The organism is Spiroplasma endosymbiont of Aspidapion aeneum (assembly GCF_964031045.1).
Taxonomy (GTDB): Bacteria; Bacillota_I; Bacilli_A; order Mycoplasmatales; family Mycoplasmataceae.
The window spans coordinates 699283-724805 of sequence record NZ_OZ034994.1 but is presented as its reverse complement, the minus strand read 5'-3'; the positions used below and the strand labels follow the sequence as shown (position 1 = coordinate 724805).

The 25523-nt window shown below is 24.1% G+C and carries 24 protein-coding genes; 21 read left to right on the top strand and 3 right to left on the bottom strand.

Annotated features, from left to right (window positions below; all coding sequences use genetic code 4):
• The first annotated feature begins 87 nt into the window (after positions 1–87).
• The 4 genes from AAHM97_RS03265 (at position 88) to AAHM97_RS03250 (ending at position 4040) form a co-directional block, all read left to right on the top strand.
• A complete protein-coding gene (locus AAHM97_RS03265; RefSeq protein WP_342268513.1) occupies positions 88–1845 on the top strand; it encodes a hypothetical protein in 1758 nt (585 codons plus the stop codon).
• 64 nt (positions 1846–1909) lie between these two features.
• Positions 1910–2503 (top strand): hypothetical protein, encoded by a 594-nt coding sequence (locus AAHM97_RS03260; RefSeq protein WP_342268512.1) that lies wholly within the window; start codon positions 1910–1912, stop codon positions 2501–2503.
• A gap of 17 nt (positions 2504–2520) precedes the next feature.
• Positions 2521–3054 carry a hypothetical protein gene (locus tag AAHM97_RS03255; protein ID WP_342268511.1) on the top strand — a complete coding sequence of 178 codons (534 nt, stop codon included), beginning with the start codon at positions 2521–2523 and terminating at the stop codon, positions 3052–3054.
• 20 nt (positions 3055–3074) lie between these two features.
• Complete coding sequence (locus AAHM97_RS03250; RefSeq protein ID WP_342268510.1) at positions 3075–4040, top strand: hypothetical protein; 966 nt, start codon at positions 3075–3077, stop codon at positions 4038–4040.
• A 107-nt stretch (positions 4041–4147) separates the two neighbouring features.
• Here AAHM97_RS03250 and AAHM97_RS03245 read toward each other — a convergent pair whose 3' ends face one another.
• Both AAHM97_RS03245 and AAHM97_RS03240 read right to left on the bottom strand, forming a co-directional pair.
• A complete protein-coding gene (locus tag AAHM97_RS03245; RefSeq protein ID WP_342268509.1) occupies positions 4148–4945 on the bottom strand; it encodes a hypothetical protein in 798 nt (265 codons plus the stop codon).
• A 16-nt stretch (positions 4946–4961) separates the two neighbouring features.
• On the bottom strand, positions 4962–5561 hold the full coding sequence (locus AAHM97_RS03240; protein WP_342268508.1) for an FMN-dependent NADH-azoreductase: 600 nt from the start codon (positions 5559–5561) through the stop codon (positions 4962–4964).
• Positions 5562–6132: 571 nt separating this feature from the next.
• Here AAHM97_RS03240 and AAHM97_RS03235 point away from each other — a divergent pair.
• From AAHM97_RS03235 to AAHM97_RS03225, 3 genes are read left to right on the top strand one after another with little or no spacing between them, the layout of a single operon-like run.
• Positions 6133–7218, top strand: a complete 1086-nt coding sequence (locus tag AAHM97_RS03235; protein ID WP_342268507.1) for a ThiF family adenylyltransferase — start codon at positions 6133–6135, stop codon at positions 7216–7218.
• Positions 7219–7276: 58 nt separating this feature from the next.
• A complete protein-coding gene (locus AAHM97_RS03230; RefSeq protein ID WP_342268506.1) occupies positions 7277–8200 on the top strand; it encodes a hypothetical protein in 924 nt (307 codons plus the stop codon).
• Positions 8201–8218: 18 nt separating this feature from the next.
• Entirely contained in the window at positions 8219–8932 is a 714-nt protein-coding gene (locus AAHM97_RS03225; RefSeq protein WP_342268505.1) for an ATP-binding cassette domain-containing protein, read from the top strand.
• 261 nt (positions 8933–9193) lie between these two features.
• Here AAHM97_RS03225 and AAHM97_RS03220 read toward each other — a convergent pair whose 3' ends face one another.
• On the bottom strand, positions 9194–10462 hold the full coding sequence (locus tag AAHM97_RS03220) for a phosphatase PAP2 family protein (protein ID WP_342268504.1): 1269 nt from the start codon (positions 10460–10462) through the stop codon (positions 9194–9196).
• Between the two features lie 412 nt (positions 10463–10874).
• On the opposite strand from AAHM97_RS03220, the gene AAHM97_RS03215 reads away from it, so the two are divergent.
• The 14 genes from AAHM97_RS03215 to AAHM97_RS03150 all read left to right on the top strand — a co-directional run bounded on the left by AAHM97_RS03215 (position 10875) and on the right by AAHM97_RS03150 (position 25519).
• Positions 10875–11633, top strand: a complete 759-nt coding sequence (locus AAHM97_RS03215; RefSeq protein ID WP_342268503.1) for an NYN domain-containing protein — start codon at positions 10875–10877, stop codon at positions 11631–11633.
• Between the two features lie 290 nt (positions 11634–11923).
• Entirely contained in the window at positions 11924–13144 is a 1221-nt protein-coding gene (locus AAHM97_RS03210; protein WP_342268502.1) for a DUF2130 domain-containing protein, read from the top strand.
• A gap of 407 nt (positions 13145–13551) precedes the next feature.
• A complete protein-coding gene (locus AAHM97_RS03205) occupies positions 13552–14106 on the top strand; it encodes a hypothetical protein (protein WP_342268501.1) in 555 nt (184 codons plus the stop codon).
• A 20-nt stretch (positions 14107–14126) separates the two neighbouring features.
• On the top strand, positions 14127–14861 hold the full coding sequence (locus AAHM97_RS03200; RefSeq protein ID WP_342268500.1) for an ABC transporter ATP-binding protein: 735 nt from the start codon (positions 14127–14129) through the stop codon (positions 14859–14861).
• Positions 14854–15762, top strand: coding sequence for a hypothetical protein (locus AAHM97_RS03195; RefSeq protein ID WP_342268499.1), 909 nt, complete (start codon positions 14854–14856; stop codon positions 15760–15762). The genes AAHM97_RS03200 and AAHM97_RS03195 overlap by 8 nt, the downstream gene beginning before the upstream one ends.
• A gap of 308 nt (positions 15763–16070) precedes the next feature.
• On the top strand, positions 16071–17600 hold the full coding sequence (locus AAHM97_RS03190) for a PTS ascorbate transporter subunit IIC (protein WP_342268498.1): 1530 nt from the start codon (positions 16071–16073) through the stop codon (positions 17598–17600).
• Between the two features lie 8 nt (positions 17601–17608).
• Complete coding sequence (gene rbsK, locus AAHM97_RS03185; protein ID WP_342268497.1) at positions 17609–18553, top strand: ribokinase; 945 nt, start codon at positions 17609–17611, stop codon at positions 18551–18553.
• Positions 18546–19223 carry a ribulose-phosphate 3-epimerase gene (locus AAHM97_RS03180; RefSeq protein WP_342268496.1) on the top strand — a complete coding sequence of 226 codons (678 nt, stop codon included), beginning with the start codon at positions 18546–18548 and terminating at the stop codon, positions 19221–19223. Before rbsK ends, AAHM97_RS03180 begins: the two co-directional genes overlap by 8 nt.
• 72 nt (positions 19224–19295) lie before the next feature.
• Entirely contained in the window at positions 19296–20126 is an 831-nt protein-coding gene (locus AAHM97_RS03175) for a MurR/RpiR family transcriptional regulator (protein ID WP_342268495.1), read from the top strand.
• Between the two features lie 319 nt (positions 20127–20445).
• Entirely contained in the window at positions 20446–22143 is a 1698-nt protein-coding gene (locus AAHM97_RS03170; RefSeq protein WP_342268494.1) for a hypothetical protein, read from the top strand.
• Between the two features lie 342 nt (positions 22144–22485).
• Positions 22486–23157: a hypothetical protein gene (locus AAHM97_RS03165; RefSeq protein WP_342268493.1), complete on the top strand. Its 672-nt coding sequence runs from the start codon at positions 22486–22488 to the stop codon at positions 23155–23157.
• A gap of 94 nt (positions 23158–23251) precedes the next feature.
• On the top strand, positions 23252–23512 hold the full coding sequence (locus AAHM97_RS03160) for a PTS sugar transporter subunit IIB (RefSeq protein ID WP_342268492.1): 261 nt from the start codon (positions 23252–23254) through the stop codon (positions 23510–23512).
• Positions 23513–23520: 8 nt separating this feature from the next.
• The gene (locus AAHM97_RS03155) at positions 23521–25050 is read left to right on the top strand and encodes a PTS ascorbate transporter subunit IIC (RefSeq protein WP_342268491.1); all 1530 of its coding nucleotides are present in this window, start codon (positions 23521–23523) and stop codon (positions 25048–25050) included.
• Positions 25040–25519 (top strand): PTS sugar transporter subunit IIA, encoded by a 480-nt coding sequence (locus AAHM97_RS03150; RefSeq protein WP_342268490.1) that lies wholly within the window; start codon positions 25040–25042, stop codon positions 25517–25519. Before AAHM97_RS03155 ends, AAHM97_RS03150 begins: the two co-directional genes overlap by 11 nt.
• Positions 25520–25523 lie beyond the last annotated feature (4 nt).

Below are 25523 nucleotides of genomic sequence, written 5' to 3'. Positions count from 1 at the left end.
ATTGTATATTTTATCTACAAACATTTTCAAAAATAATGTATAATAAAAATAATGATATTTTAATTATTAAATGAAGGGAATATGAAAATGAAAAAAATTTTATCTTTATTAGCACTATCTTTGGGAATTGTTCCCTCAACTAGTGGAGTTATTTCTTGTAATTCTTCAGACCCAAAAAATGGAGGAGATAAATCAGATAACGGTAAGGACAAAATTGAAGTTACTAATAACATTAAGTCTTTAGATCTTAGTGCTGTAACAAAAACCCAAAATATAGCAATAAAAAGTTATCCAACTATGCTAAAAAAAGGTTATGTTTTTAGTGTTACTGGAAAGAATTTTCAATCTTTTAATAAAGACAAAGACCCATTTACAGTTTCTAAAATAACAACCTCAGGTGTAACCACTGTTGAAATGAAAGGTTTTGGAACTGGGACTTTAAGTATAACTGCTAAAAATGGTTCTAAAGTGTTAACATATGATATTGCAATAAAATGTGTCCCAGCGATTGAATTATTATCATATAATGGTAATAAAAATGAAGATAATTTTCCATCTTCATTGGAAATATTGGGTGGAGAAAATGGTTTTCCAACAGCAATTAACAATAACAAAAATAAACCAATTGCATTTTCATTTGCAAATATTAAGGACTTAATTGCCCTTGGTTATGATATTAAATATAGCTTTGTGCAAACATATAGTCATCAAGAAAATATATTAACTGGAGCCGATGGTTCAACAGAACCAATAACAGGCACATTAACACAAGAGGGTGATAAATATTTCACAAAAGATAGTAATAATAATATTGTTTTTAATGCAAATGGTGATAAAATTAAGTCTGCGGGTGAGGGTACTTTCACATTTACCGCAACTTTAAATACAAGCGACACAAGTGGTGTTGGTAAAAAAACAGAAGAAACTTTTAATAAAATATTTAATGGAAGTGAATATACAACAATTAAAAGCTCTGGTGTATTAGTTCAGGCTTTTGGATACTCTAAATTAAATTTTAAAGATGGAGAAAATACATTAACACCAGAAACAGCTTCTATGCCAACATCATATACTAATGGTGATAGTTTTTATAATATTAAGGATTTAGATGCTGGTAAAAAAGATTATAAAGTCACTCTTGACACAGGAAAAACAAAAACAGTTGGAAATACTGCAACAATAGCCTTACTAATTCCAACTGATTATTTTAAGGACCCTATACAAAAAGAAATTGGTTTAAGCGCTTCTAAGGCGACTCTTGCTAATAATGATACAACAAATATTACTGTTTATTATATAGGAAAAGATAAAATTTCTGTTAAAGACAAAAATGATTCTACAAATACAAACTTTAGTTTTGATGAATCAACTAACAAGTTATCTATTTCAAAACCAGGAACATATACAGTATCTGCTGGAGGTTTAACTACAGATGTTACAATAACCCTTGGGGAAAAAACACAACAAAGTGACCCAGTGGCTCCAATTGTAGATTTAAAGGATAAGGAATCTTCTGTGTCAACTAAAGATATAGCTAGTCAACAAAATTGATCTCTTCAAAATGCAACTTATGTTAATTTAGCGGTTCTTTCATCCTTTATGGATAATAGCAAACAATTTTATGCATTTTACGCTCAGTCAACTGATCTAAGTTTTACTATTTCAACAAATGTTGAAAAATCAGCTAAGTTTCTAGGAGCTGTATTATCTGGTAAATTTGATATGAAGGTCTTATTGCAAACTCAGGGTGGAGACGATAGTTCAAGCTCAAGTGTTTATAATGAATTTATTGATTCGCTATCTAGTTTATATTTTGGACAATTAGAAAAGAAAAATAGTAATTAAATAAGATTATATATAATGAATTACCATTATTTATTAGAAAAAAATTTATTGATAAAAGGCATGAATGGGTTTACAACTAATTATAATTATAATTTTATTTGCAATTTGAGTAATTGCGTTGTTTATATTTTTCTTACTGGCATATTTATATCATCTTAGCCATTATGGGTTTAAGGAGAAAAGGGATGAGATTTTTTCTCTTTTAAAAACAACTAATGATTATCAGTTAACCCCAATACATCCCGAAGACATTAAAAACTTTATACTGGATGATGGAGAACTTTTATATAAGATAGAAAAAAATAGTCATTATTTTTTAACAAATAAAAAAAAGGCAATAAAAAGAAATGAAAATGAGACTCTAAATAATTGTTTTTATTTAATGTTAGATTTTTTTAAGATTGGTCAAAATAAAATATTTGTTGAATATATAAATTTGTTTATTACAAGTTCTAGATTAATTTTAGAAAACAAAGAAGAATTCATTGTTATTCCTTTTTCAAAAATAAGACACATGTATTATTCATTAAAAAGATATATAGATGAGTGAAAAAATTGCCTTATTGTCTTAACGGAAAAAAATTATTATCAAATAATAGTTAATGATTATGATACTTTCTTAATATTGAGAAAAATATATAGCACATATTTAGATTAAACGCGGGGGATATATAAATGAATTATGAGTATTTAATTAATATTGTGCTATTAATAATAATATGTGTTATTGATTATTATACATACATTTCAATTAAAATCCAAGTCAAAAAAATAAAAGTTCTTGAATATGATAGGGTATGACTTTCAAAAAGATATAAATTAACAAATATTTCTCATAAATATTATTTACCACTATTATTAATTGTATTTACATTATTTGCAATATTATCTTTAATTAATTCTCAAAATATGGTATTATATTATATATATGTAACATTGTTTTTATTTGATGTTATTTATATTATGTTTTGCTATATTTATTGTTTTTCAAACAAAAATGGACTGTTTGCTTTATCTTATGATAAAAAAATTGTCACTATTTCTAGTGTAATCTCAATTGATGATGTTTCAACTGGCCTATATAATAAGCGACATACAGCTATTTATCTTATTTTAAAAAATGGTGTAGAAATTAAAACTCTATATGATATAGATTTTTACGAGTATATTGAAAATCTATTTAATTTAAAATTGGAGTTAATAATATAAAAGAAGGGTATGAGTACAAAATGAAATATGATGTTTTAGAGTTTGATCCAGAGCAATTAATAAAAATAAGTAGTGGTTTAGAATTGGGGCTTTCGAAGGAATCTATTTCTCTTGTTGCTTGTCCATATTTCAATAAAGACCAGATGGAGTGATTAAAAAATTGTCTTTTAAGAAATTACCCTCTATCTTGAGTTTCATTATTTGCCCACGAAACAAATGATAGTAATTTCTTGAAAAGAATGTATGAGTTAATTTGTCATTTAGTTAATTGAAAAATTAATGATTTAATAAAAAAGAATGAATCTATCGGCCTTGTTGAATCTGTTAAAACACTAACATCTTATTTACGTGAATTGGAAGATACAAAAAAAACTGATTATAATGACCCAAAAATATGAAAGAAAATTGCATATTCACAATCAGCAATTAATGAATCATTAATTAGAGAAAATCATATTAAAAGGCTTTGTTATTTATTAGACAATCGATTTTCATTTGATTGTGTGGTAAAGGCTTGTTTTTTACAGAGAAAAGATTTTGATATATTCATAGACATTAACTTAGAGGGATATAATGAAAAGCAATTAGATGTTATTTTAGATGGAATGCTAGATAGAATTGAATATCAATTATATCTTGCGAGCGAATATTCTGCTAACATGATGAGATTAATCTATGAAGCGCTAAAGGATGGTGTTAGCCCAAAAAAAATTAGAGATAATATCTGGATGAATTCAACTGAGAATGATGTTGCTCGTTTAATTCGTGAAAAAAATGCATATCAAACAAATCAATTAAACTATCAGTTAGCACTCAAAAAGTATAAAGATAAAGAAATTAGGCGTTGTATTATTTGTGAGGAATATTTTACAATTGACCAGATGTGAGACCTAAATATTGACAATTCTATATGTGTTAAATGTCATGTTAAAAATAAAAATTCTAATAACAATAAGATGACAGTAAAAAATATTAAAAAAAGATAATATTATAAAATCTCCTAAATATTTTTATTTGTAAATATTATTAACTGCTTTTATTCTATATAACAGCCATGGTATAAAAAAATTCTTAAATTATAATTTAAGAATTTTTAATTTTTTATTGCTGCACTAACTTGTAATACATTATCAAAAACTAAATTTTTTATATCTTTTTCAAATATACAAATAAACTCTATGAATATATCATTATTAAACAAATCATTTATTGTCTCTAATAATATTGCATACTCATTAAAAAGTATATATGGGTCTTCTACTGATGATAAATAAAATTTATATTTTTTGAATTTACTTATTTCTATCTGTTCTAAGTAAATGTTTGTAATAAATTTTTTTGATTTAATAATTGTGATAGCTTGTTCTAGAGTATCATCTATTTTAGCATCAACTGTTTTCTCTTCTTGTGAGATTTTATATTTTATACTTGTTAATGCACTTTTTCAACTTTTTGCTCTAGGTTTTTTTAGGTGAAGAGGTGAAACAGTTCATTTATCTGCATCGATATCCGCTTCTCTTATATCATTATCTTCTAAGAGATTAATAATGTCAAGAGCACACATATCACGATATAGTAGGTCAGAAAAATAATCATTTGACCCAACTCCTTCAGTTTTAACAATATTAAAAGCCTTTGTTATTGTACTATAAAATGTAAAAAATGGTGTAAAGTCGGGTTTGAACAATAACAGAGGTATTGCCTCTCCTGTTGAACCTGAAATTTCTTTATATGACATTTTCTTTAAAGGAACAAAAAATCTAGTATTAGATACTCTATATAAAAATTCTTCATCAAAAAGTAATTCTTCTTCTAATAGATTTGATCGTTTAAAATATTCTAAAGGATTTGCTTGTGCTAATGATAAATGGTGTATTTTCTTTAGATTCATTACGCTATCTATCCTTTTAAAATTCTTTCAAAGATTCCATAATATTATCTAATTCACTTTTTACAAAGTCATTTATATCCATTTTTGAATATGGTTCAACTTTTGTCCCAGATATAACAATTGGACGATTAATTTTTGCTCCTGCAAATTCTCAAAGACCTCTTAAATATTCAGTGTGGCTTGAAAATGGATATCAACCAACGGGTGCCCCTTGAGTTGTAATTATTTGAACCTTTAGTTTATCTAAAAGTCCAATTGCATCACCTTTTTTTGAATATTTGTATGAAAATAATTTATCTGCTAAAAATACGTGGTCTATATAGTTCTTAAGTATTGCTGGGATATTAAAGTTCACCATCGGAGAAGCTAGGATTAATTTATCCACAGATTTTAACTGATCAATATATTTTTCAGAATCATCTTTATTTCAAAAGTTTCCCATATTATCTCTTGTTAATGCTTTTTGTGCCATTGGTTCATTAGTTAAGTCTAATTCAATGATTTCATCATTTTTATATTTATTTTTGTATACTTCTATAAATTTATTTAATATTGCTGTTGAGTAACTAACTTTATCATTAATCATTGTTACTTTTAATACTAATACTTTTGCCATAATCTATCTCCTTATTTACGCTCTAATTATATCAAAAATTTAGATAATTATGTTTTGAATAGAGTAGGTGTTTTGATAATTTTTATATATAATTAAATAATATGATATTTATATGGTTATACAAATTTAGAAGACGAGAAAAGTAAATCTTAGTGTATTTGGTAATTCAATCTTAAGTATGTTAAAATCCCCTTGTTTTTGTTAAAAATAATTTTTTATTTTTTTAAAAAAAGAGAAAAAATTATTTTTTTTAATAATATATTTATAATGATTTATAATTTTATTAAGGAGGATATTTCTATGAAAGAATTAGTTTTAGTTGAAGTAAATGAATCATCTATTTTAGATGGAAATTGATATTTTATTTAATATAAAATCAAAAAAATTGGAGAAATCCAGTTTTTATTTGCTAATTTTTATTTGAAAACCTTAAAATGATATAATATAAAATTTATGTTATAAATATAAAAGATATAAATTTATTATCACGTAATTTCTTATAAGTATAATTAAAATGTAAAGAAGCGGTAAAGTTATGTATCCTCTATGGAATAAATCTATAAATTATTTTATGATTAATGAGAAAGTGCTTAGAATTGGTACAGATGATAACAACATTTATTATCTGGATGATGAAAATGGGTATTGAAGAAAAGCCTTAACACTATTTGATGGCTATAATGATGCTAATAAAATTGCTAATAATATTGGGATTAAAAATGCAGAAATACATTTTTTTATTGATGGGATCAATAAATTAAAGGATAAAGGATTTTTATTAGTTTTAGATAAAAAGTTTACTAATGAAAAATGATTTGAAAGGTATCGATCAAATATTTTTTACTTTAATTCTGATAAAATTAATGGTATTGATTTTCAAAATAAATTAAATAAAATTTCAGTTTTAATTATTGGAGTTGGTGGTGGTGGATTTACAATACTATCACATTTGGTGTCATTGGGAGTTGAGAATATAACTGTTATAGATTTTGACAAAGTGGATTTATCAAATATATCTAGACAAGTTTTGTGAGGTGAAAAGGAAGTCTCACGTGACAAAATTGATGTTGCTGAAGATTATTTTTTAAATAAAAATTCTAAAGGAAGAATCAGAAAATTAAAATGTAATATTGAGAGTGTAAGTGATATTCAAAAGTATGTAAATGATGTGGATTGAGTTTTTTCTTGCGCAGATGACCCTCCTTATAAAATGCAAAGAATTGTGAACAAGGCCTGCTATATTGCCAATAAGCCAGTTTTGTTCTCCTTTTGCCAAAAAAATAATGGCAGATATTTTTTTATGGACCCCGCTAAATCAGGGTGCGTTGATTGCCTATTTGTTGGAACAGTTGATGAAAAGTGATATAACTTTATTTTAGCTTTAAAAAATTCAAACTTTGTGCCTCAAACCTCAGCAACATCATATACTATAAGCTTATTGTGTTCTATTATAATTCAAAAATGAATTATTTTATTACAAGATGGTAAATTTAATAATTGAATTACAAGATTAGATTTTGATACACTTAGTTTTACAAAAGTGACAGAATGATACAAACAAAAAAATTGTCCTACTTGTGGTGATAATAACATAACGGATAATAATTTATTAAGTTTTTTTAAATTAATGGGTAATATTGAAAATAATGACAATTAACAAATTATTGGATTATTTTGAAATTAATATTAATAGGATTAATTTATAAGGGGGTAAGATGTTTAAGTTAAAAAACAAGACATTTGTGATATTAAATAAGTCTTTAAAAAAAGATTGGATAATTTTATTAGTTTTTTTTATAATGTCAGTAGCTTTTGCTGGACAAGTATCATCATTTGTTTATGCTACAGATAAGGATGATAGTGTTTTTTCTAAAATGTATTATTTAGATATTTATTATCATAAGAATGGGTCGATAGGTGGTAATCCTCAACATTACATTGGTATTAATAATATGATTTATTTTTTATTATCTGGACCAATTATTGTATATGTTTTATTTTATTTTATGTTAGCGTTTACAATTCATTTTTTATTAGAAGCCTATTCAAAAAAAATTACAATATGACTAACAACACCAATTTCAAGACAGAAATTATTTCTTAGTAAATTATTAAGTATATATATTGAAATAATAATAATTTTGTCACCAATTTTATTAACATCTTTTATATTTATCTTTAAAAATGAAGCAATTGATTCAACAGATTATCTTAATTATTTAACACAATTAGTTTCATTTATTATATTTGTATTATTATTAACATCTTTATATGCGCTAGTGTATTTATATTTATTTGAATATATTAAGACTGTAAATTTTATATTTTTTGCAATAACACTTGCCATGATTGGAGTTTTCATTGCAGATAATGTTATTAAATATAACAGTGTTGATGGTTTTGTTTCAAAAATGTTCTACTATATTGATATATTTAACTTGGCTGGAAATCAATTTGATACAAAGAAAACAAATATTTGAATACCAGATCCTGAAAAAAATATTTATATGATAAATAAAGTTAATCCTAAACATAACTATTTACAAGGGTGATTATTTATTATATTTGGGTCTTGTCTTGCTTGTTTTGTCTTTTTTATTGATTTAAAAAAATTTAAAAAAATTGATTTTAATATTTAGAAAAAGGGGTTTTTAAAAATGGTTATAAAAGATATTACAAAAGATTATGGACATAAAAAAGGCGCTTTTAATATCAATATAAATATTAAAAAAGGTCAAATATATGGGATAATTGGCCCAAATGGTGCTGGAAAAACAACGTTGATTAGAATGATAATGGGATTTATAAAACCTGATAGTGGTGAAGTAATGATTGATGGTGTTAATACTTGAGATAATTCAAAAATTATTATGGATAAAGTTGGATATGTTTCTGGTGAAATTGCAATTTATGAAAAAATGACCGGGCGAGGTTATTTTAAGTTTGTTGAACAAACAAAAAACTTTATAAATAAAGACTTTTTTGATAATTTAGTAAAATTCTTTGAAGTTGATCTTGATGTAAAGATTAAAAAACTATCAAAAGGAAACAAACAAAAAATAGCAATTATCGCAGCGTTAATTCATGACCCTGAATATATTATTTTAGATGAACCAACATCTGGGTTAGACCCATTGATGCAATTAAGGTTTAATGAACTGTTATTGAACTTAAATAAAAAAATGAATAAAACAATTTTAATTTGCTCTCATATTTTTCAAGAAGTTGCAGCAGTTTGTAATCGGGTATGTTTTTTAAAAGACGGAATGATAAAAGAAGAATTTGATGTTGATAAAAATGATTTATTAAAAATTGAAAATAAATTTAAGGAAATATTTGAATTTGATTCTAATAGCATATTTAAAACCTAATAATAAAATAAATTTAAGATTATTAATATTAGTTCTACAAAGTTATTTTTCATTTAATTTTATTATATAATGTTAAAAGAAATTAATTTATTTTTTGATATAATAGGTTAGTTTTTATATCCGCTTTTATAGGTGTAGAAAAAAGATAAATATTCATATTTTAAATAAAAATAATAGCCTTAGAATAAATCAAAAAATATAATGTCCATCAGAATGTGAAAAAAATGTTGCTAGCCAATCAATAGTGATATAAAATTATTTTTATTTTTCAATCTTAAGAACCACTTTATTTTTTTTATGATCAACTATTTTTAAAGCCAATTTAACACAAAAATCTGTCGCTTTTAAGGATGGATATATTATCAATGGGCACAAGGTCATTGTGAAGAAACAATCGGTTGGATAATGTAGTGTTGAAATTGTCAGTGTTAATAACATTCCAAATAAATGCACTAATCATAAAATCATAAAGGAAATTTTTCATTTCTTTTTAATATTTTTATTTTCATAAAGAAAAATATATCCATATCCAAATGTTGTAAATGTGGCATTCATATGTCCACTTGGAAAGTTTATTACATATCAACCTGTTGGCATATTCTTAGTTGATGAATCTGTAAATCAATTAAAAATTGCTCAATGTTTTAAATTTGATACCCAATCACCATTAATTTGTCATCATTGAAAATAATTTGATGGTGCTCAATTATTGTTGTTTATTTCTCTTAAAATATTTGCTTTAAGTTTTGGCATATCTGCATCTGTAATTCCATTGATTTTTCGAATAGCAGGTGTAAGGTCTATATCTATTGCCTTTCTTCTTCCGGTCAGTTTATCTACATCCCCCCAAGTTATTTTTCCAACAATATCTTCGAAGTTTGTAAATATATATTCTGGTCTTCCAGTTGATTGTTTAATAATAATGATAAAAAAGTACATTATTAATACATAGATGATAAGAAATAGGGAACGATGTCAATATTTATCCTCAATAAATGTTGGAAATTTAGCAATTTTAAAATGGATAAGATAGGCAACCGCAACAAAAATTATCGTATTTATCACAGTGATAGCAATTATTCCATATAATGCTGATTTTCCATCAAGCAATACTGAAACACAAATTCCAAAACCTCATCCATCATCTGCATTATAGGTTGAATAAATGATATATCAATTATATACTATTCAAAAAATTGCCAAAAATATATAAAATCCATAAACACTTCAATGCTTTTGTCTTTTAATTTTTGCCATAAATGATTCAAACAAGACAATTGCACAGATAGGTAAAAGAACAGTTAATTGATTTGTACCAATATTAAAATAAAAATAACAAAAAGATTTTATAAAATGACTTTTTTGCAAATCCCATCCATAAGCAACTCATTTATTATCTAAATCAAAAAAAGAAGTTGTTATAAATCCAATTAAACCAATAAAAAAAATAACAATAAATGGAATTTTTATGTAAACATTCTTTTCATTTGTTTTAAAAATATTTTTTGATAAATTCTTTAGTTTTTTCACCTATTTATTATACATATTTAATAACATTTTAAGCATAAAAGTAAAATAAATTTAGGCAAAAATAATAATTTTAGTATTAATTAATATAAAGAACTTTACTAACATCTTTGTTTATATATGCAAAAATTGCCGATAAAATCTATTTATATTTACGGTTTTAAACTTAAATTATATTTATCCTTCAAGGCTTATATTCTTATATAATAGGAGATTATTTTTTAGGTTTTTAAATAGCAAGATCACAATTAAAGTTGCGATATTTTTTTTCAATAATTTGTAACAAAATATAAATAATTAGATTATTATGAAATATATTTTATATTGTGATAAAATATATTTGCTTACTAATTATTGACAAATTAAGAAAAACATTAAACATAAAAAAATAACCAAAAAAAGGAAAAAGATTAAAATGATTGATATAAATGATAAAATTATAGCCGTTTTTATTGACTTTGACAATTTTAATAACGAAGCAGATTTAAAAATTTTATTTGATGAACTAGAACAATATGGAAGTGTTATTTATAAAGGGGCATTTTATACAAATACAAAAGATAAAAATGTTTCTGAAAAATCAAAGGAATATGGAATTAATGATTTTATTGTTGAACCTTCATACTCGAATGGAAAAAATGCAGTGGATATTAGGATCGCTTTAGATGTTATGGAATGATTGGAAAAAGAATATGTAGATTGTTTTGTCTTAGCAACAAATGATTTAGATTTTGCTCCAATTGCCAAAAGATTACGTCAAAAAAATAAGATTGTTATTGGTGCTGGAACAGCATCTAAATCAGAAGATTATAAAAAACTATTTAGTAGATATATAAGTATTGATATTATTAAAAATGCAACGCACTCAAAGCCTATTGATGATGTTAAAGATAAAAATGTTACCACCATTAAAGATAAAAAAATTCCAATTACCAATAGTTTAATTGAGTTGATTAAAATTACAACATTAATTTTAAATAATAATGAAAAAGATGAGGAGGGTTATATTCAGTTTTCATTTGTAATTGAAGAATTGTATAAAAAAATCCCAGATTTTAACCCAAAGAACTATGGTTCTCAAAATAATAAACCATCTTTATTTTTTAAAGAGAAATTGAAGGATAATTTTGATATCAAGCAGGTTGGAAAAATACACTATATTCGAATTAAATAGTTTTTAAAATTGTTTATATTAATATATAGATATAAAAAATTTTTTTATTTAATTTTTACGTTAAATAATAAACAAATAATACCATTCCTTTAAATAAATATGTTTTAATAATTATAGGGAAAAGAGAAATCCCGAGAACTGTGTCTCTGCTCATTGGTTAATTTTATACTTTTTAATCAATCTAGACAAAATTTTTAAAACTCTTAAATTTTAATATATATTATACAAAAAAATATCTAAATATTTTTTTGTAATTTTTAAAAATTTATAATGGAAGGAGTTATCTAAGTATGGATAATAAATATTTAACATGTCCAAATTGTGAACAAAAAATATTTTTAGAGGAATTATTTAATCACGACTCTCAAGTTTTCAACGATTTTATCGACGATAAGGTTGCAAATAAATTAGAAAAAGCAACCGAAGAAAAACTAATAGCCGATAGGGCTAAAATAGAAAAAGAATTTCTTGAAAAATTAAGAATTTTAGAAGTACAATCACAAAAAGAAATTAGTTCTTTAAAATTAAATTTAAACGATTATCAAAATAAAATAAAACAAATCGAAGCTTCTAAAACAGCAGAAATTCTAAATAAAGAAAAGGATACACAATTACTATTTAACCAAAAAATAAAGGAATTGGAATTAAAAATTAATAACTTTGAATCTGAAGAAAAAAATTTAAAATTAAAATTTGAAACTGATCTTGCAAATAAAATGTTAGAAATAGAAAAAGCACACACCAATAAAATAGATAGTTTAAATTTACAAATTAGAGAGTTAGAACAAGCTAACTTAAGATTGCGTATAATTGATTCAAAATCTAAAGGAGAAAACTTTGAACTTGAGGTTGAAAAAGAACTTCGCAAAGCATTTGGTTATTTAGATAAAATTGAAAAAATAACTACTGGAGATAAAAAGGCAGATTATTTACAAACTGTTAGAAATTCTCAAGGTAAAGATATTGGTAAGATTGTTTATGAGGTTAAAAATGCTAAATGGAGTGATGCTTGATTGCCAAAATTATCTGTTGATGTTTCAAATAATAAAACAAAATATGGTATATTAGTTGCAACAAGTTTTAACGATAAATATAAATCAATTCCATTTATTAGAAGTGATGAATGGGTAAATATATGAATGAGCGACTCTGAAAGTTTTATATTTGTTGGCCAAATTGTACGAAGATTAATTGAAATTGAATTTGATTTCGAAGAAAAAAGAAAATTATTAATAGATTCAAACGATTCAAAGGATTCAAAATTATTAAAAGAATATGAGGAAAAAATCAATTTAATATCTACTTTCATGACTGAAGAATTACCAAAATTTATTCGTTCTTTTAAAAAACAACTAGGAGATATTGATTCTGTTAAAAATTCATTAAATAAAAATGCAGATACACTTGCTAAAGCCCACAGTATTTTAAAAGATAAATTAGAAAAAGAAATTATCATAAAATTAGAAGCGATTACAGGAATCAGAGGTCAAGATTATGATAGTAATGAATAATATAAGTAATGACCATAAATGCAATAACTCAAGGTTATAAAAGTGAGTCGAATTAATTTCTCATTAATTTAAATGGGTGATTATATTTAAAAAATAAATAAAATTAGCAGAATTCTTTTAAAATAATTTCATTTAAAAAATAATTTACAATTTTTTAAATTATTTTTTTATTTATCTTTTTACATAGGAAAGGACGTTACAAACAAGATAATCCTTATTTTATTCACATATAATAAAATTATAAATTCACCCTGTATAGAACTTTTATTTTAATAATCAATATTTATAATAAAAATAGCATAAATTTCAAATCGAATAAATAAATATTTATTATTGTTTTTTTTTATATTTTTATTGTAATTGTTTTAATAAAGTGGTATAATTGAGAAAATTATTATGGGGGTTATATGAAGAGAAAATTATTCTTTTTTGCATCATTCGCAGTATTACCATTACCAATTCAACAAACAATATCGTGCGAAGCTGAATCATTTTATATGCTAAACCCAGTTGATAAAAATGGTGCAACATTTTATGTTGAAAAATCATTACTTAATAATGATGGAACCTTAACAATAAATCCGTATTGGATTATTGAAGGAGGATTTACAAATCCTACATATATTGATATTTTGATTGACAATAAAGTAGTTAAATCTTATTCTCCTAAAACAGCGCTTTCTGAAGAAAAAGATAATACCATAACAACGATTGATATAATAAGGGATAATGATGATAACTATAATCTTATAAAACAAAACTATATGCAAGGTTCTAATCGAGAAATATACAATTTACCCTTAATGATAAAATTTAATAATAATGAAATATCAAATGAATCGCAAAGTTCAAATATAATTGTGAAAATGTTTGATAAAAAATATGTTGAAAATAAACCAATTAAAGGTGATGAATTAACATATCTTAATATTAATATCACTTTAAATTATAGTAAATTTTAGAAAATTGAGAGGGTATAATTATGAAAATTGAATTTAATGATGTTAGTAAGATGTTTGATGAAGAATCTGGTTTAAATAATATTAACCTTACAATTGACAGAGGTATAATTGGTTTACTTGGTGTTAATGGAGCTGGAAAAACAACATTTTTACGTCTATTAACAGGGCTTATAATTCCGCGCGAAGGTGAAATTATTATAAACAAAACCCATACAAATAAAAAAGAATTTAATCTTGATAGAATTGGCTATATATCTAGTGAAGATGACCTTCCAAAATCATTAACAGTTAATAAATTTGTTAAAATTTATAAGTATATGAATAGTGAGAAAAAAAGTAAAATTAATGCCATTGCAAAATTATTAAACTTTAAGATAACATCTAAGAAAAAAATAAAAGAACTTTCAACAGGGATGTTTCAAAAATTAAAAATATGTTTAATTTTGGGTTATGACCGAGATATTTATTTGCTAGATGAACCAACAATTGGTCTTGATCCTGTTGCTTCAAAATTATTATCAGACTATTTAAAACAAATAGCAAATGATAAAATTATTATCTATGCTTCACATATTTTAGAAGATATAGCAAATCTTTGCAATAAGGTTATTGTAATTAAAAATAATGAAATATTTAAAAATGAAGATGTTTCAAATTGAGATGATTTAATTTCTAAACAAAGAGAAATTTATTACGAGTATTATGAAAAAAATCAAAATATTAGTGATGTTTTAAACGAGGCAGATGATGACTAAAAAGGATATTAAGATTCAGAAAAAAAGTAGATTTAAAAAATATTATGGTTTTTTTTCTGCAATATTGAGCATTAATAAAGCATGATTTATTTGTGCAATTATGATGCCAGTATTTTTAGTAATTGTTTTTAGTTTCTTTTATCTCGATAAAAAAGCTCACGGATTAACATGGGGTAATTTTGATTTTAGCAAAAAATCGAATGAAAATATGTTATCAATTGCTTTTCATAATATTTCTATAACCTCTTCTTTTTTCTTTGGGGTTTTATATTTTACTCTCCTAGTGACTGTTTGCTTATTTGCTTACTTTTTATTTTTTTCCCAATTAAAAAATAAAAAATTTAGATTTGCAATTTATAGTGGATTATCAAGGAATGAAGTATTTTGAGTTTTAGTATTTACATTGTTCTTTTATATTTTTTCAAATGCACTAATAACTATTTCGATTACAGCAATGCTTGACAATCCTCTCTATCGAAACAGATGAATTGGTTGTTGGGAGATATTTAACATTTATCTTAATATATGATTATTCTCTCTAGTAATTATTCTTGGTGGATATTTACTATGAAATAAATCACTTGTCCTTTATATTGTATTTTTGTCAATCATCTCATTCTTTTTACTTGCTTTTGCTGCGATTGTTAGATTTGATTATTTTATTTTATCTTTAGAATATATTGGAAAAAAAGAGGGTGGTAATCGATATTTTATTTACTATGCAACTCTATTACCAGAAAATATTGTCAAAATTTCTAGATACTTTCCACTTATATTTTCTTCAATGACTAGTATGGCAAGAAATACAATTGAAAATCTTATTAATATAATTTATTGTTTTGGAATTGGGTCTTTGATCTTAATTTATTTAATTTATTTAAATAAAAAAATAACATTATAGTTATAAATGAATTTGATAGCTATTAATTAGTTGCTAAATAATTTGTTTTTAGATTCAATAGTTTTTAATCTTAGATTAAAAACTATTTTTAATATTTTCTAAATAAAAAAAATTTAGACCTAAAAAAAATTTATATAAGCAGAATTGGTGAACAATTTATTTATTTTCTAAAATAGAATTTAATTTTAATGAATAAAAACACCAAAAACATTTTTTTTAAGCAAATATTTGGAGTATTTTTTTTTGTTACAAAATAATCATATATGTAATATGAAAATTAAGTTAGTATTAGGGTGAAAGGAGATATTATGAATGAATTTATATATTTTATAAAAGGGTTCTTTGGAGCACCAGCGATACTACTTGGTTTATTTTCAATGTTGGGTTCTATTTTACTTAAAAGAAAAGCAACTGAAACTATTGAATCTTCATTAAAAGCAGCAGCGGGATATTTAATTCTAATTGGTGGAATTACAATTTTATCTAGTACCTTAAATGATTTTACAATAGCATTTACAAATTTATTTTATTTATCTGGAATAATACCAAATTCAGATGCGTTAGCAGGGAGTATTATGAATGCGATTCCCGATATTGCAACTGTTGCGTCACTTATCATGTTTATTGCGATTATTTTAAATGTAATCTTGGCAAAAACTAGCCGATTTAAATATATTTTTTTAACAGGACACCACATATTATACTTATCTGTGGCAATATCAATAATGTTTTATTATGGAGGAATCGATCTTTCTAAAGATATGTGATTTTACCTAATTGTTGGTTCAATTTTTGTAGCAATTTATATGCTACTTTCACCAATGTTATCAAAACCATATATGGAATTTTTAACCAATGACAATAAAATGTATATTGGGCATGCAAATGCAATATCATTTGCAATTGCTGGTAAAATTGGAGAGTTAGTTGGAAAAATAAAAAAAGGAAAAATAAAGTCAACAGAGGAAATTAATTTTCCTACCTGATTAAAAGTTTTTTCAAATTCAACAGTTGCTGTTACTGTGACAATGCTGTTAATATTTGGAATTACATATGGTTCATATTGAAGTATAAATGGTAAAGCAGATATGGTTGCTAAAAATATTATTGCAAGTAACGAGTCTGTGATTACTAAAATAATAATTGATTCAATTAAATTTGCTGCTGGAGTTGAAATTTTAATTTTTGGAATTAAAACATTAACATTAGAATTAATTCCCGCCTTAGAAGGTGTAAGTTTAAAATGAATCCACGGAGCAAAAATGGGTGTTGATTGTAGTATTGCGATGTATTATTCACCCAATGCTGTTTTAATTGGTTTTATCTCTAGTTTTATTGCAGGGATAATTGGAATGTCAATTACTATGGCTTTAAATATAATTGATCCAAAATTAATTAGTGCGATTGTTATTCCTGGAATAATTGCTCATTTTTTTACAGGTGGAGTAAGCGGAACATTTGCAAATATTAAAGGTGGTATTTTAGGAACTATTATTGCTGCTTTTGTAAATGGAATCTTGCTCACAATAATTCCGATTATATATTTATTAATGCAATCATTATATGGATGGGAATTTGATACAAGTACCCATACATTACTATGAGCAGAGTCAGATTATGCTGTATTTTCTATATTTGGATGATTAATAAATATAAATATCTTTGAATGAATTTTGTTAGGAGTTGCATTAAGTGCTATCCTTGGACTTGTGATTGATGGATATTTATATAGCAAAAGACATAAAAATGATATAATTAATAATAAAATTGTTGGTCAAAAAATTAAAAGCGTTATTGGCGATGATGTTAAAGAAGAAAAATTAAAAGATAGAGAGTAGGTGGCTAAATGAAAAAAATCTTAGTTTTTGGTAGTGTGAACATGGATCATGTATATTATGTGGACAAATTGCCAAATAAAGGACAATGTATTTTATCAAAATCATTTAACACATTTTGTGGAGGAAAAGGCGCAAATCAAGCAATTGCCATTTCTAGATTAAATGGAAATGTTGAGATGGTGGCAATGGTTGGGGCAGATGATAATGGTGAAAAAGCAATTGAAAATTTAAAAGCAAATAATGTTAAAACTAGTAATGTTGAAATTAATCACAAAATTCCAACTGGAGTGGCAAATATTATTGTTGATGATAATGGGGATAATATTTTAATTGTCAATGTTGGAGCAAACTTTGCTTTTACAAAAAATGACATAAACAAATACAAAAAATTAATTGATGATTATGACATAGTAGTTAGTCAACTAGAAATATCGTTAGATTTTATTGAAGAACTATTAAAATATGCTTCATTGGCACAAAAAATAGTAATTTTAAATCCAGGTCCAGCACTTAAAATTAAAGATGAGATATTAAAATATTGTGATTTTATTATTCCAAACGAGTCTGAACTTGCTATTTTAATTGGTGAAAAATATAGTGAGGATTTAGAGGTGATTAAAACTTATGCTAAATCTTTACAATTAATATCTAAAAAAAATATTATTGTAACATTAGGAGATAAAGGAAGTATTTTTGTTGATATAAACAATAATATATCAATAATTGATGCTTATAAAATAAAGTGTGTTGATGCAACAGCAGCTGGAGATACTTTTATTGGTGGTTTTGTTTTAAAATTGGCTTTAGATGTTAATATAAAAGAGGCTATTTTATTTGCAACAGCAGCTTCAGCATTAACAGTTCAAAAAAAAGGAGCTCAAGTTTCAATTCCAAACTATAAGGATGTTGAAGAATTTATAAAAAAACAAGGAAAGGTGAATATACATGAATAAAAAAATAGTTGCAGCTAGTATATATGTATTTAATTTTTTAGAAATTGGAAAGAAGTTAGAAGAACTAATTGCTTGTGGAGTAAAATGAATTCACGTTGATATAATGGATGGTTTGTTTGTAAATAATTATGCATTATGTCAAAAGTTTTGTGCTGATATAAAAAATAAATATAAAGATATTATTGTTGATGCTCATATGATGTGTCATAATAGTGACAGGTTTATAGAATCATTTGCAAAAACTGGTATTGATTATTTTATATTTCACTATGAATCTATTACAGATAAAACTAGTAAAAATATAAATTCGATTATTAAAAAAATTAAAACAAACAACGTTAAGCCAATTATTGCTTTAAACCCAGAAACATCAATATCTATAATTGAAGAATATATAGACAATCTTGACGGAGTTATGTTGATGAATATAACACCAGGATTTAATGGTCAATCAATAATTGACTCTGCAACTAAAAAAATTTCTGATCTTTCAGATTTTAGAAGTAAAAAAAATAAAGACTTCTTAATTATGGTTGATGGGGGATGTAGAGAAGAAACATATAAAGATATTTGCCAAGCAGGTGCTGATGTTATTGTTGTTGGTTTCTTTGTAAACTATGGTCCAAAGGAAATGAAGGTTCAAGTTGATAAAATTTTTAATTGAAAATAATAATAATTATGGTCTGATAAATTATTGGCTATTAAACTAGTCAATAATTTATTATTTTATAAGGAGGGTACAGTGAACAATAATTTAACAAGTACAGAAGAATTCATTTTAGATCGTATCAATGAAGATATAGAATTTTTTGTTAGAAATAATTTAAAAATTTTGGCAAAAGAATTTACATGTGGTGAAGCAACGATTATAAGACTTGCTAAAAAATTAGGATATAATTCATTTCGTGATATGCAAATTCAGTATAGTCCAAAGATTAATGTTAATGAACTATTAAAGGTAAAAAAAATAGATGGAAATATTCAATCAATAATTGATAATGTTTCTGCTTTTCATGTTTATTCTATTATCGAAACTAAAAGAATATTAGATTCTAAAAAAATATATGAAGCAGTTAACCTTATTTTAAAAGCCAAAATTATTAGTATATTTGGAATTGAAGAGAGTTATGTATCTGGAACTTACTTAAAGCAATCACTACAAAAAATTGGAATCAATGCAACAAACAATGTTTCAATTCATGGTTTGATAACCCAATTAGAATTTATGGTAGACAATGAGTCACTATTAATTGTATTTTGTGCATCTGGAATAACAATAGAAAATTTGTGAGCAGTTAAGCAAGCGGTAAATAAAAAAATAAAAATAATTTGAATAGGACCAATTCAAAATGTTGATCCAAAATTAGCAAAAAACATAAGTATTATTTTAACACATACAGAACATATAAAAGAAATGGTAAGATTTCCTAAAATATCTGCTAGCGCATCACAAGCATTTATATGTGACATTATAATAAGCGTAATTATAAATGGTGACAAAAAGATCGTTGAATTTCTTAATAAAACTAACAATAAAATTATGAAGTGAAATAAAAGAATGATAGATTTGTAGATCTTTGAGAAAAATATTATTTCATTGTGTTTTAAAATATGCAATTAAAATTTAGCTTGCTTATTAACATTATTAGAATGGTTAATATTATTAAAATAGTAAAATTAAATTTGAATGAATTTTTACAATACTATTTTACCTTTAACAATATTTTTTTTATTATAAAATAAGTTATAATTTATATAGACAAATACTTTACATTAGTAATTCAGTAGATTATAATCATATGTATGAGGGGAGCATAAGATTATGATATTAAAATTGATATTGCACATAATACAATAGCTATTTTGTAACATAACTTATTTTAAGAAGATTTATGAATATATATATTTTATTTTTATTTGGCATTGTTATATTTTCAGTGATATTATTTTTTATCCCATCTTTATTTAAAAAAATTAAAAAAATTAAAAAAAATAAAAAAAATATCAGAAATGAAAATATTAAAGATGATCAGATACTTAACAATAATAATAATGGGGGTAGTGTTTTCAAAAATGTTTATGAAAAAGATGAAAATAAAGGTAAACAAATAAAAAATAATAACTATAAATATTATAATAACATTGAGAAAAAAACTTTTAATAATGAATTAACAAAAGAAGTAAAATTTATAGATTGCTCATTAATAAAAGATTATTTTATAATAGAGTCAATTTTTGATTACTATAATTGCAATAAGTTTATAATTGATTTTATTAATTCTAAAAAATATAGAACATTAAATATATTTTTTACACTATGAAAAAAATACAAACAATATTATTTATTGAGTCAGTTTACATTAAGATCTAAAATAAAAGTTTGCAAATTTAATAATCATGATTCAATATATAAGAAATTAAATATTAATTTACAAAATAAAACTTATATACAATATAGTAATTATTTTTGTGGTATTTGATTTAGAAATAATGAAAATTCAATTTTTAATTTTATCGGCAATTATCATAAGGATAGTAATTATTGTATTAATAATAACATTGATTATTTATTAAATAAGCAAAATAATGGTAAATGTTGTGATTGTTTATACTATAGTGTCGATAAAGGTGAAAGTAATAAATTAAATATATATATTGAAGAAAACACATTATACAAAACTAAAAAACATTATCTAAATGAGCTTAAAAATTTAATTAAAAAGCAAATTGATAATATAGTTAAAGAAATTATAAAAGTTATTGATAATATTTTTCCCGATAGTATGTTTATTAAAAAAGAAACTGCAGAAGAGTGCAGAAAATATTTTAAAATAATTACATACACATTATTAAAATCATTGTGTACTAGCGAAGATGAACATATACAAGGTAATTTTAATATTTTATCTATTATGAAACATGCATTTGATAATAATAAGATTACAATAATAAAGAAATTTTATTCTCAATATATAAAAGAAAAGGATGAGGGATTATTTATCTTACTCAATAAGTTATCACTAGATAAAAATTATGAAATTAACAAGCCAAAACTAATTGAATCAGAAGAATGTTATAAATATTTTATAGATATTGAAAAAAATAGTGATTATTTTTTTAATAAGGATATTATAGATATTGATGAATTAATTTTCAATAAAGAGTCATCTGCACTTTTGATAAAAATACCAGAGGAAAATAAAATATTAACAAATATCATTGAATATTTTAAAAAAAGTATAGAAGAAATAATTGAAACATATAAATCACTTAAAATTGATATAAAAAATATAAATGGGCTTGAGGAGTATAAGAAAACTCCAAAATTTATAGAATCAATTAATTTAAAAAATAAAAAAATAATTGATAAATCAATTAAAAATAGTAAAGAGGATTTGTTAGATCATAATTCTTCATCGTTAAAACCACGCATATTAAAAAATAATTTTAATGAATATAAAGTTGATAATAAGAAAAAATCTCCTAATAATTTTAACACTAAATTAAAAGATGAAAAAAAGAATGTTGAAAAAGCAGATGATAATGTTATTAAAAAAGAAAAAAATAATTCAAATGGTCGAGTGAGATAATATTATGTGATAATGTTTCAAAACTTTAATTATATATTTTTACAATAAGACATTATTTTTATTCTATTTTTCCTAATAATATGAATTATAAGTTATATCATATTATTTACTCCACACTATTCAATTTGTGGATATAAAAATTAAAATTTGATTTAATTATTATCAAAATATAATTAAATATTTAATAATAAATTAATATTATTGTTTTACATTGTTTTTATATTATTGTAAATTGTCATATTTAAAATTTTAATATACATTATAATAATTATTATTAATATTATATCAACAAATATTTATTTTTATATAATAAATGATATAGAATAAAATATAGAGGTTAATATGAATTTAAATAAGAAAGAAATTGATTTTTTGATTAATTTCAAGGCAAACTTTAAAGAACATAGTTTATGAAGTCAAAATAAAGTTATTAACCATTATAAACTATCAAAAGCTTTTATTTACAATTTGCTAAATAAATTAGGATTCAAAAAATGAAAGGAGTTTTTGTTTTCTATTAATATTGCAGATACAACAAGCCCCATCAAAGCAGAAATAAAACACGCAGTTAATATTGAAAAATTTGTTGATATATTAAAGCACAAAAAATTATTTATAACTGGTGAAGGTTATAGTAAAATATCTGGCTATGAATTTTTGTATTTTATAAATAATTTTAAAAATGACTGTAAATTAGTAGAAATCAAAAGGGACTGGACATGAAAGTTTCTTGATGAAAAAATGTCAAATTCCTTGTTTTTAGTTTATTCTTCGAAAGGAAAAAATATAAATATCTTAAATTTCCTAAAATATGTTAGTTCTCTTGAAAATAATATTGTATTTTGCATAACCGATAACATCTCAAATATTTATAAAGATTATGTAAACTTTTTTATTTATTCAAATATAGATTTTATAAATCCTCTATACTATATTAATACATCGCTCTCACCAATTATACCCCAAATATATATAAATCACGAGATAAAAAAAGCATTTCTCTCAAAAAAATAGACCAAAAGTCTATTTTTTTTGTAAAATTTTATATCATTAATTAATAAGTTAATATAAAAGTACACACATAGATGTGTTAGAGGGGAGGAAAAGTATGAAGATAGTTGCTGTATGCGGTAGCGGACTTGGTTCAAGTTTTATAGTTGAAATGAATATAAAAGAAGTTTGTAAAAGTATAAATTTAAATGCAGATGTAAGCCATATATCAGTTGATTCATTTAATCCAATAGGCGTTGATTTAGTTGTATGTGGCGCAGATATTGCAGATAGTTTAAATTTTGAAAACAAAATTGTTTTAGTCAATTTAATGGATAAAAAATTATTAAAAGAAAAACTACAAAAATTTGGAGGTTAGTTTAAATAATGAAACAAAATGAAATAATTGATTTTTTTGTTAATTTTCTAGCAACACCAGCTCTATTAATGGGGATTTTTGGAATGATCGGTTCTATTGTACAAAAAAAACATTCCTCAGAGGTCTTTATATCCACAATAAAAACAATGATCGGTTATTTGGTGTTGGCTGGTGGAGCATCATTACTTGTTAGTTCTTTAACTGGTTTTGATTTAACTGTTCGAGAATTATTTGGTGTTAGCCCTGTAATTCCCAATAATGATGGTATAGGTGGCCTAGTTCAAGGTTCATTAGGTGTTATAGGTACGTTATCTTCAATTGTAATGATAATGTCTATGATCGGAAATATAATCATTGCAAGATTAACTAATTTAAAATATATTTATTTATCTGGACACGTATTATTTTACATATCTATTTGTGTAGTTGTAACCTCTGTTATGGTTGGTCTTGACCCAAATAGTGATGGATGAATCATTATTACAATTGGTTCTTTGATTGTATCAATGTATATGGTCATAAGCCCGGCAATATGCCAAAAGTTTATGATAAGTATTACCTCAACAAATGATGTTGCTATGGGTCACACAAGTGGACTTAATTATTGTATTTCTGGATACATTGGATTAGCTATATCAATACTTTCTAAAAATAAAATAAAAAAATGTGATGATATTAAAGTGTCTAAGAAGTTTGCCTTTATAAGAAATAGAAGTGTTTTAATTACAGCAACCATGACTCTTATTTATGCAATTGTCTTCTTTACTGGTTGAGGGGTCTTAGGAAAAAAATGATATGTTGATAATAATATTATAGAAAATAGTAATAGTATGATAATAATTGTTTTAATAAAATCTTTAACATTTGCAGCCGGAATGGAGGTTATTTTATTTGGTGTTCGAACAATCTTAAGTGAATTAATACCAGCTTTTAAGGGAATTAGTGAAAAAGTGGTTCCAGGAGCAAAACCAGCGTTAGATTGTCCAATTGTATTTCCTTATTCTCAAAATGCTGTATTTATAGGATTCTTTGGTTCTATTTTTGGGGGTTTATTAATGTTTGGTTTATCAATTCTTATAAGTGGAACCACAACAATAACATCAATTATAATTCCAGGGACAATATCGATATTTTTTACAGGAGCAACAGCTGGTGTTTTTGGAGATACAAAAGGAGGAAGACTGGGTGCTATTATTGCTGGGTTTGTAGATGGATTTTTAGTAACATTAATTCCTTATTTATTTATTTTGGCAAATCTATTGCCTAAAGAAATTTTAGCTATTAGTGCAACGTGGGGAGATTCTGACTTTTGTATTGGGTTATTTATTGGGTTTTGAAAATATATAAACCTTGGTTTTGATATTAAATGAGCGATATTTGCAACAAGCATATTTGCGTGGGTTTTGTTGATAACATTTGGTTCAATAATCCAATTTAAAAAAAATAAAAAATCTAAAATAGAGGTTGAAAAAAACAAGCAAATAAATAAAATAGACAAAAAAGAAGTCAAAGATGAAAAAGTTGAAAATGGAAAATAACAGCATTATAAATTTAGAATTAATGAGATATTCTAATAAAAAATATAAAGATATTTGAGATGCAATAAGAGATTCATCTAGTGTTTTGATAAAGAATAATTATATCACAAACAAGTGATTAGAAAAATTAAAAAGTTTAACAGATAACTATGGTTATTATTTCATCCTTACAGATGACATGGTCTTTCCGCACATTTCCCCAGGAAGTGAAACGATAAAAGATTGCGTTGCATTTTCAATTCTAAAATATCCAGTCAATATTGACCACAAAAATCACAAAACAAGAAAAATAAAATTTATTCTTACTCTTGTTTCAATAACTGGAGATGGCCATATGGATATATTACAAAAAATAATTCAATTATGAAATGATCATCTATGATTAAACTTAATTGGTAACATTAATAGTCAAAAAGAAATGATAAAAATAGAAAGATACCTAAATAAATTAAAAGGTATAGGAGAATAATAAT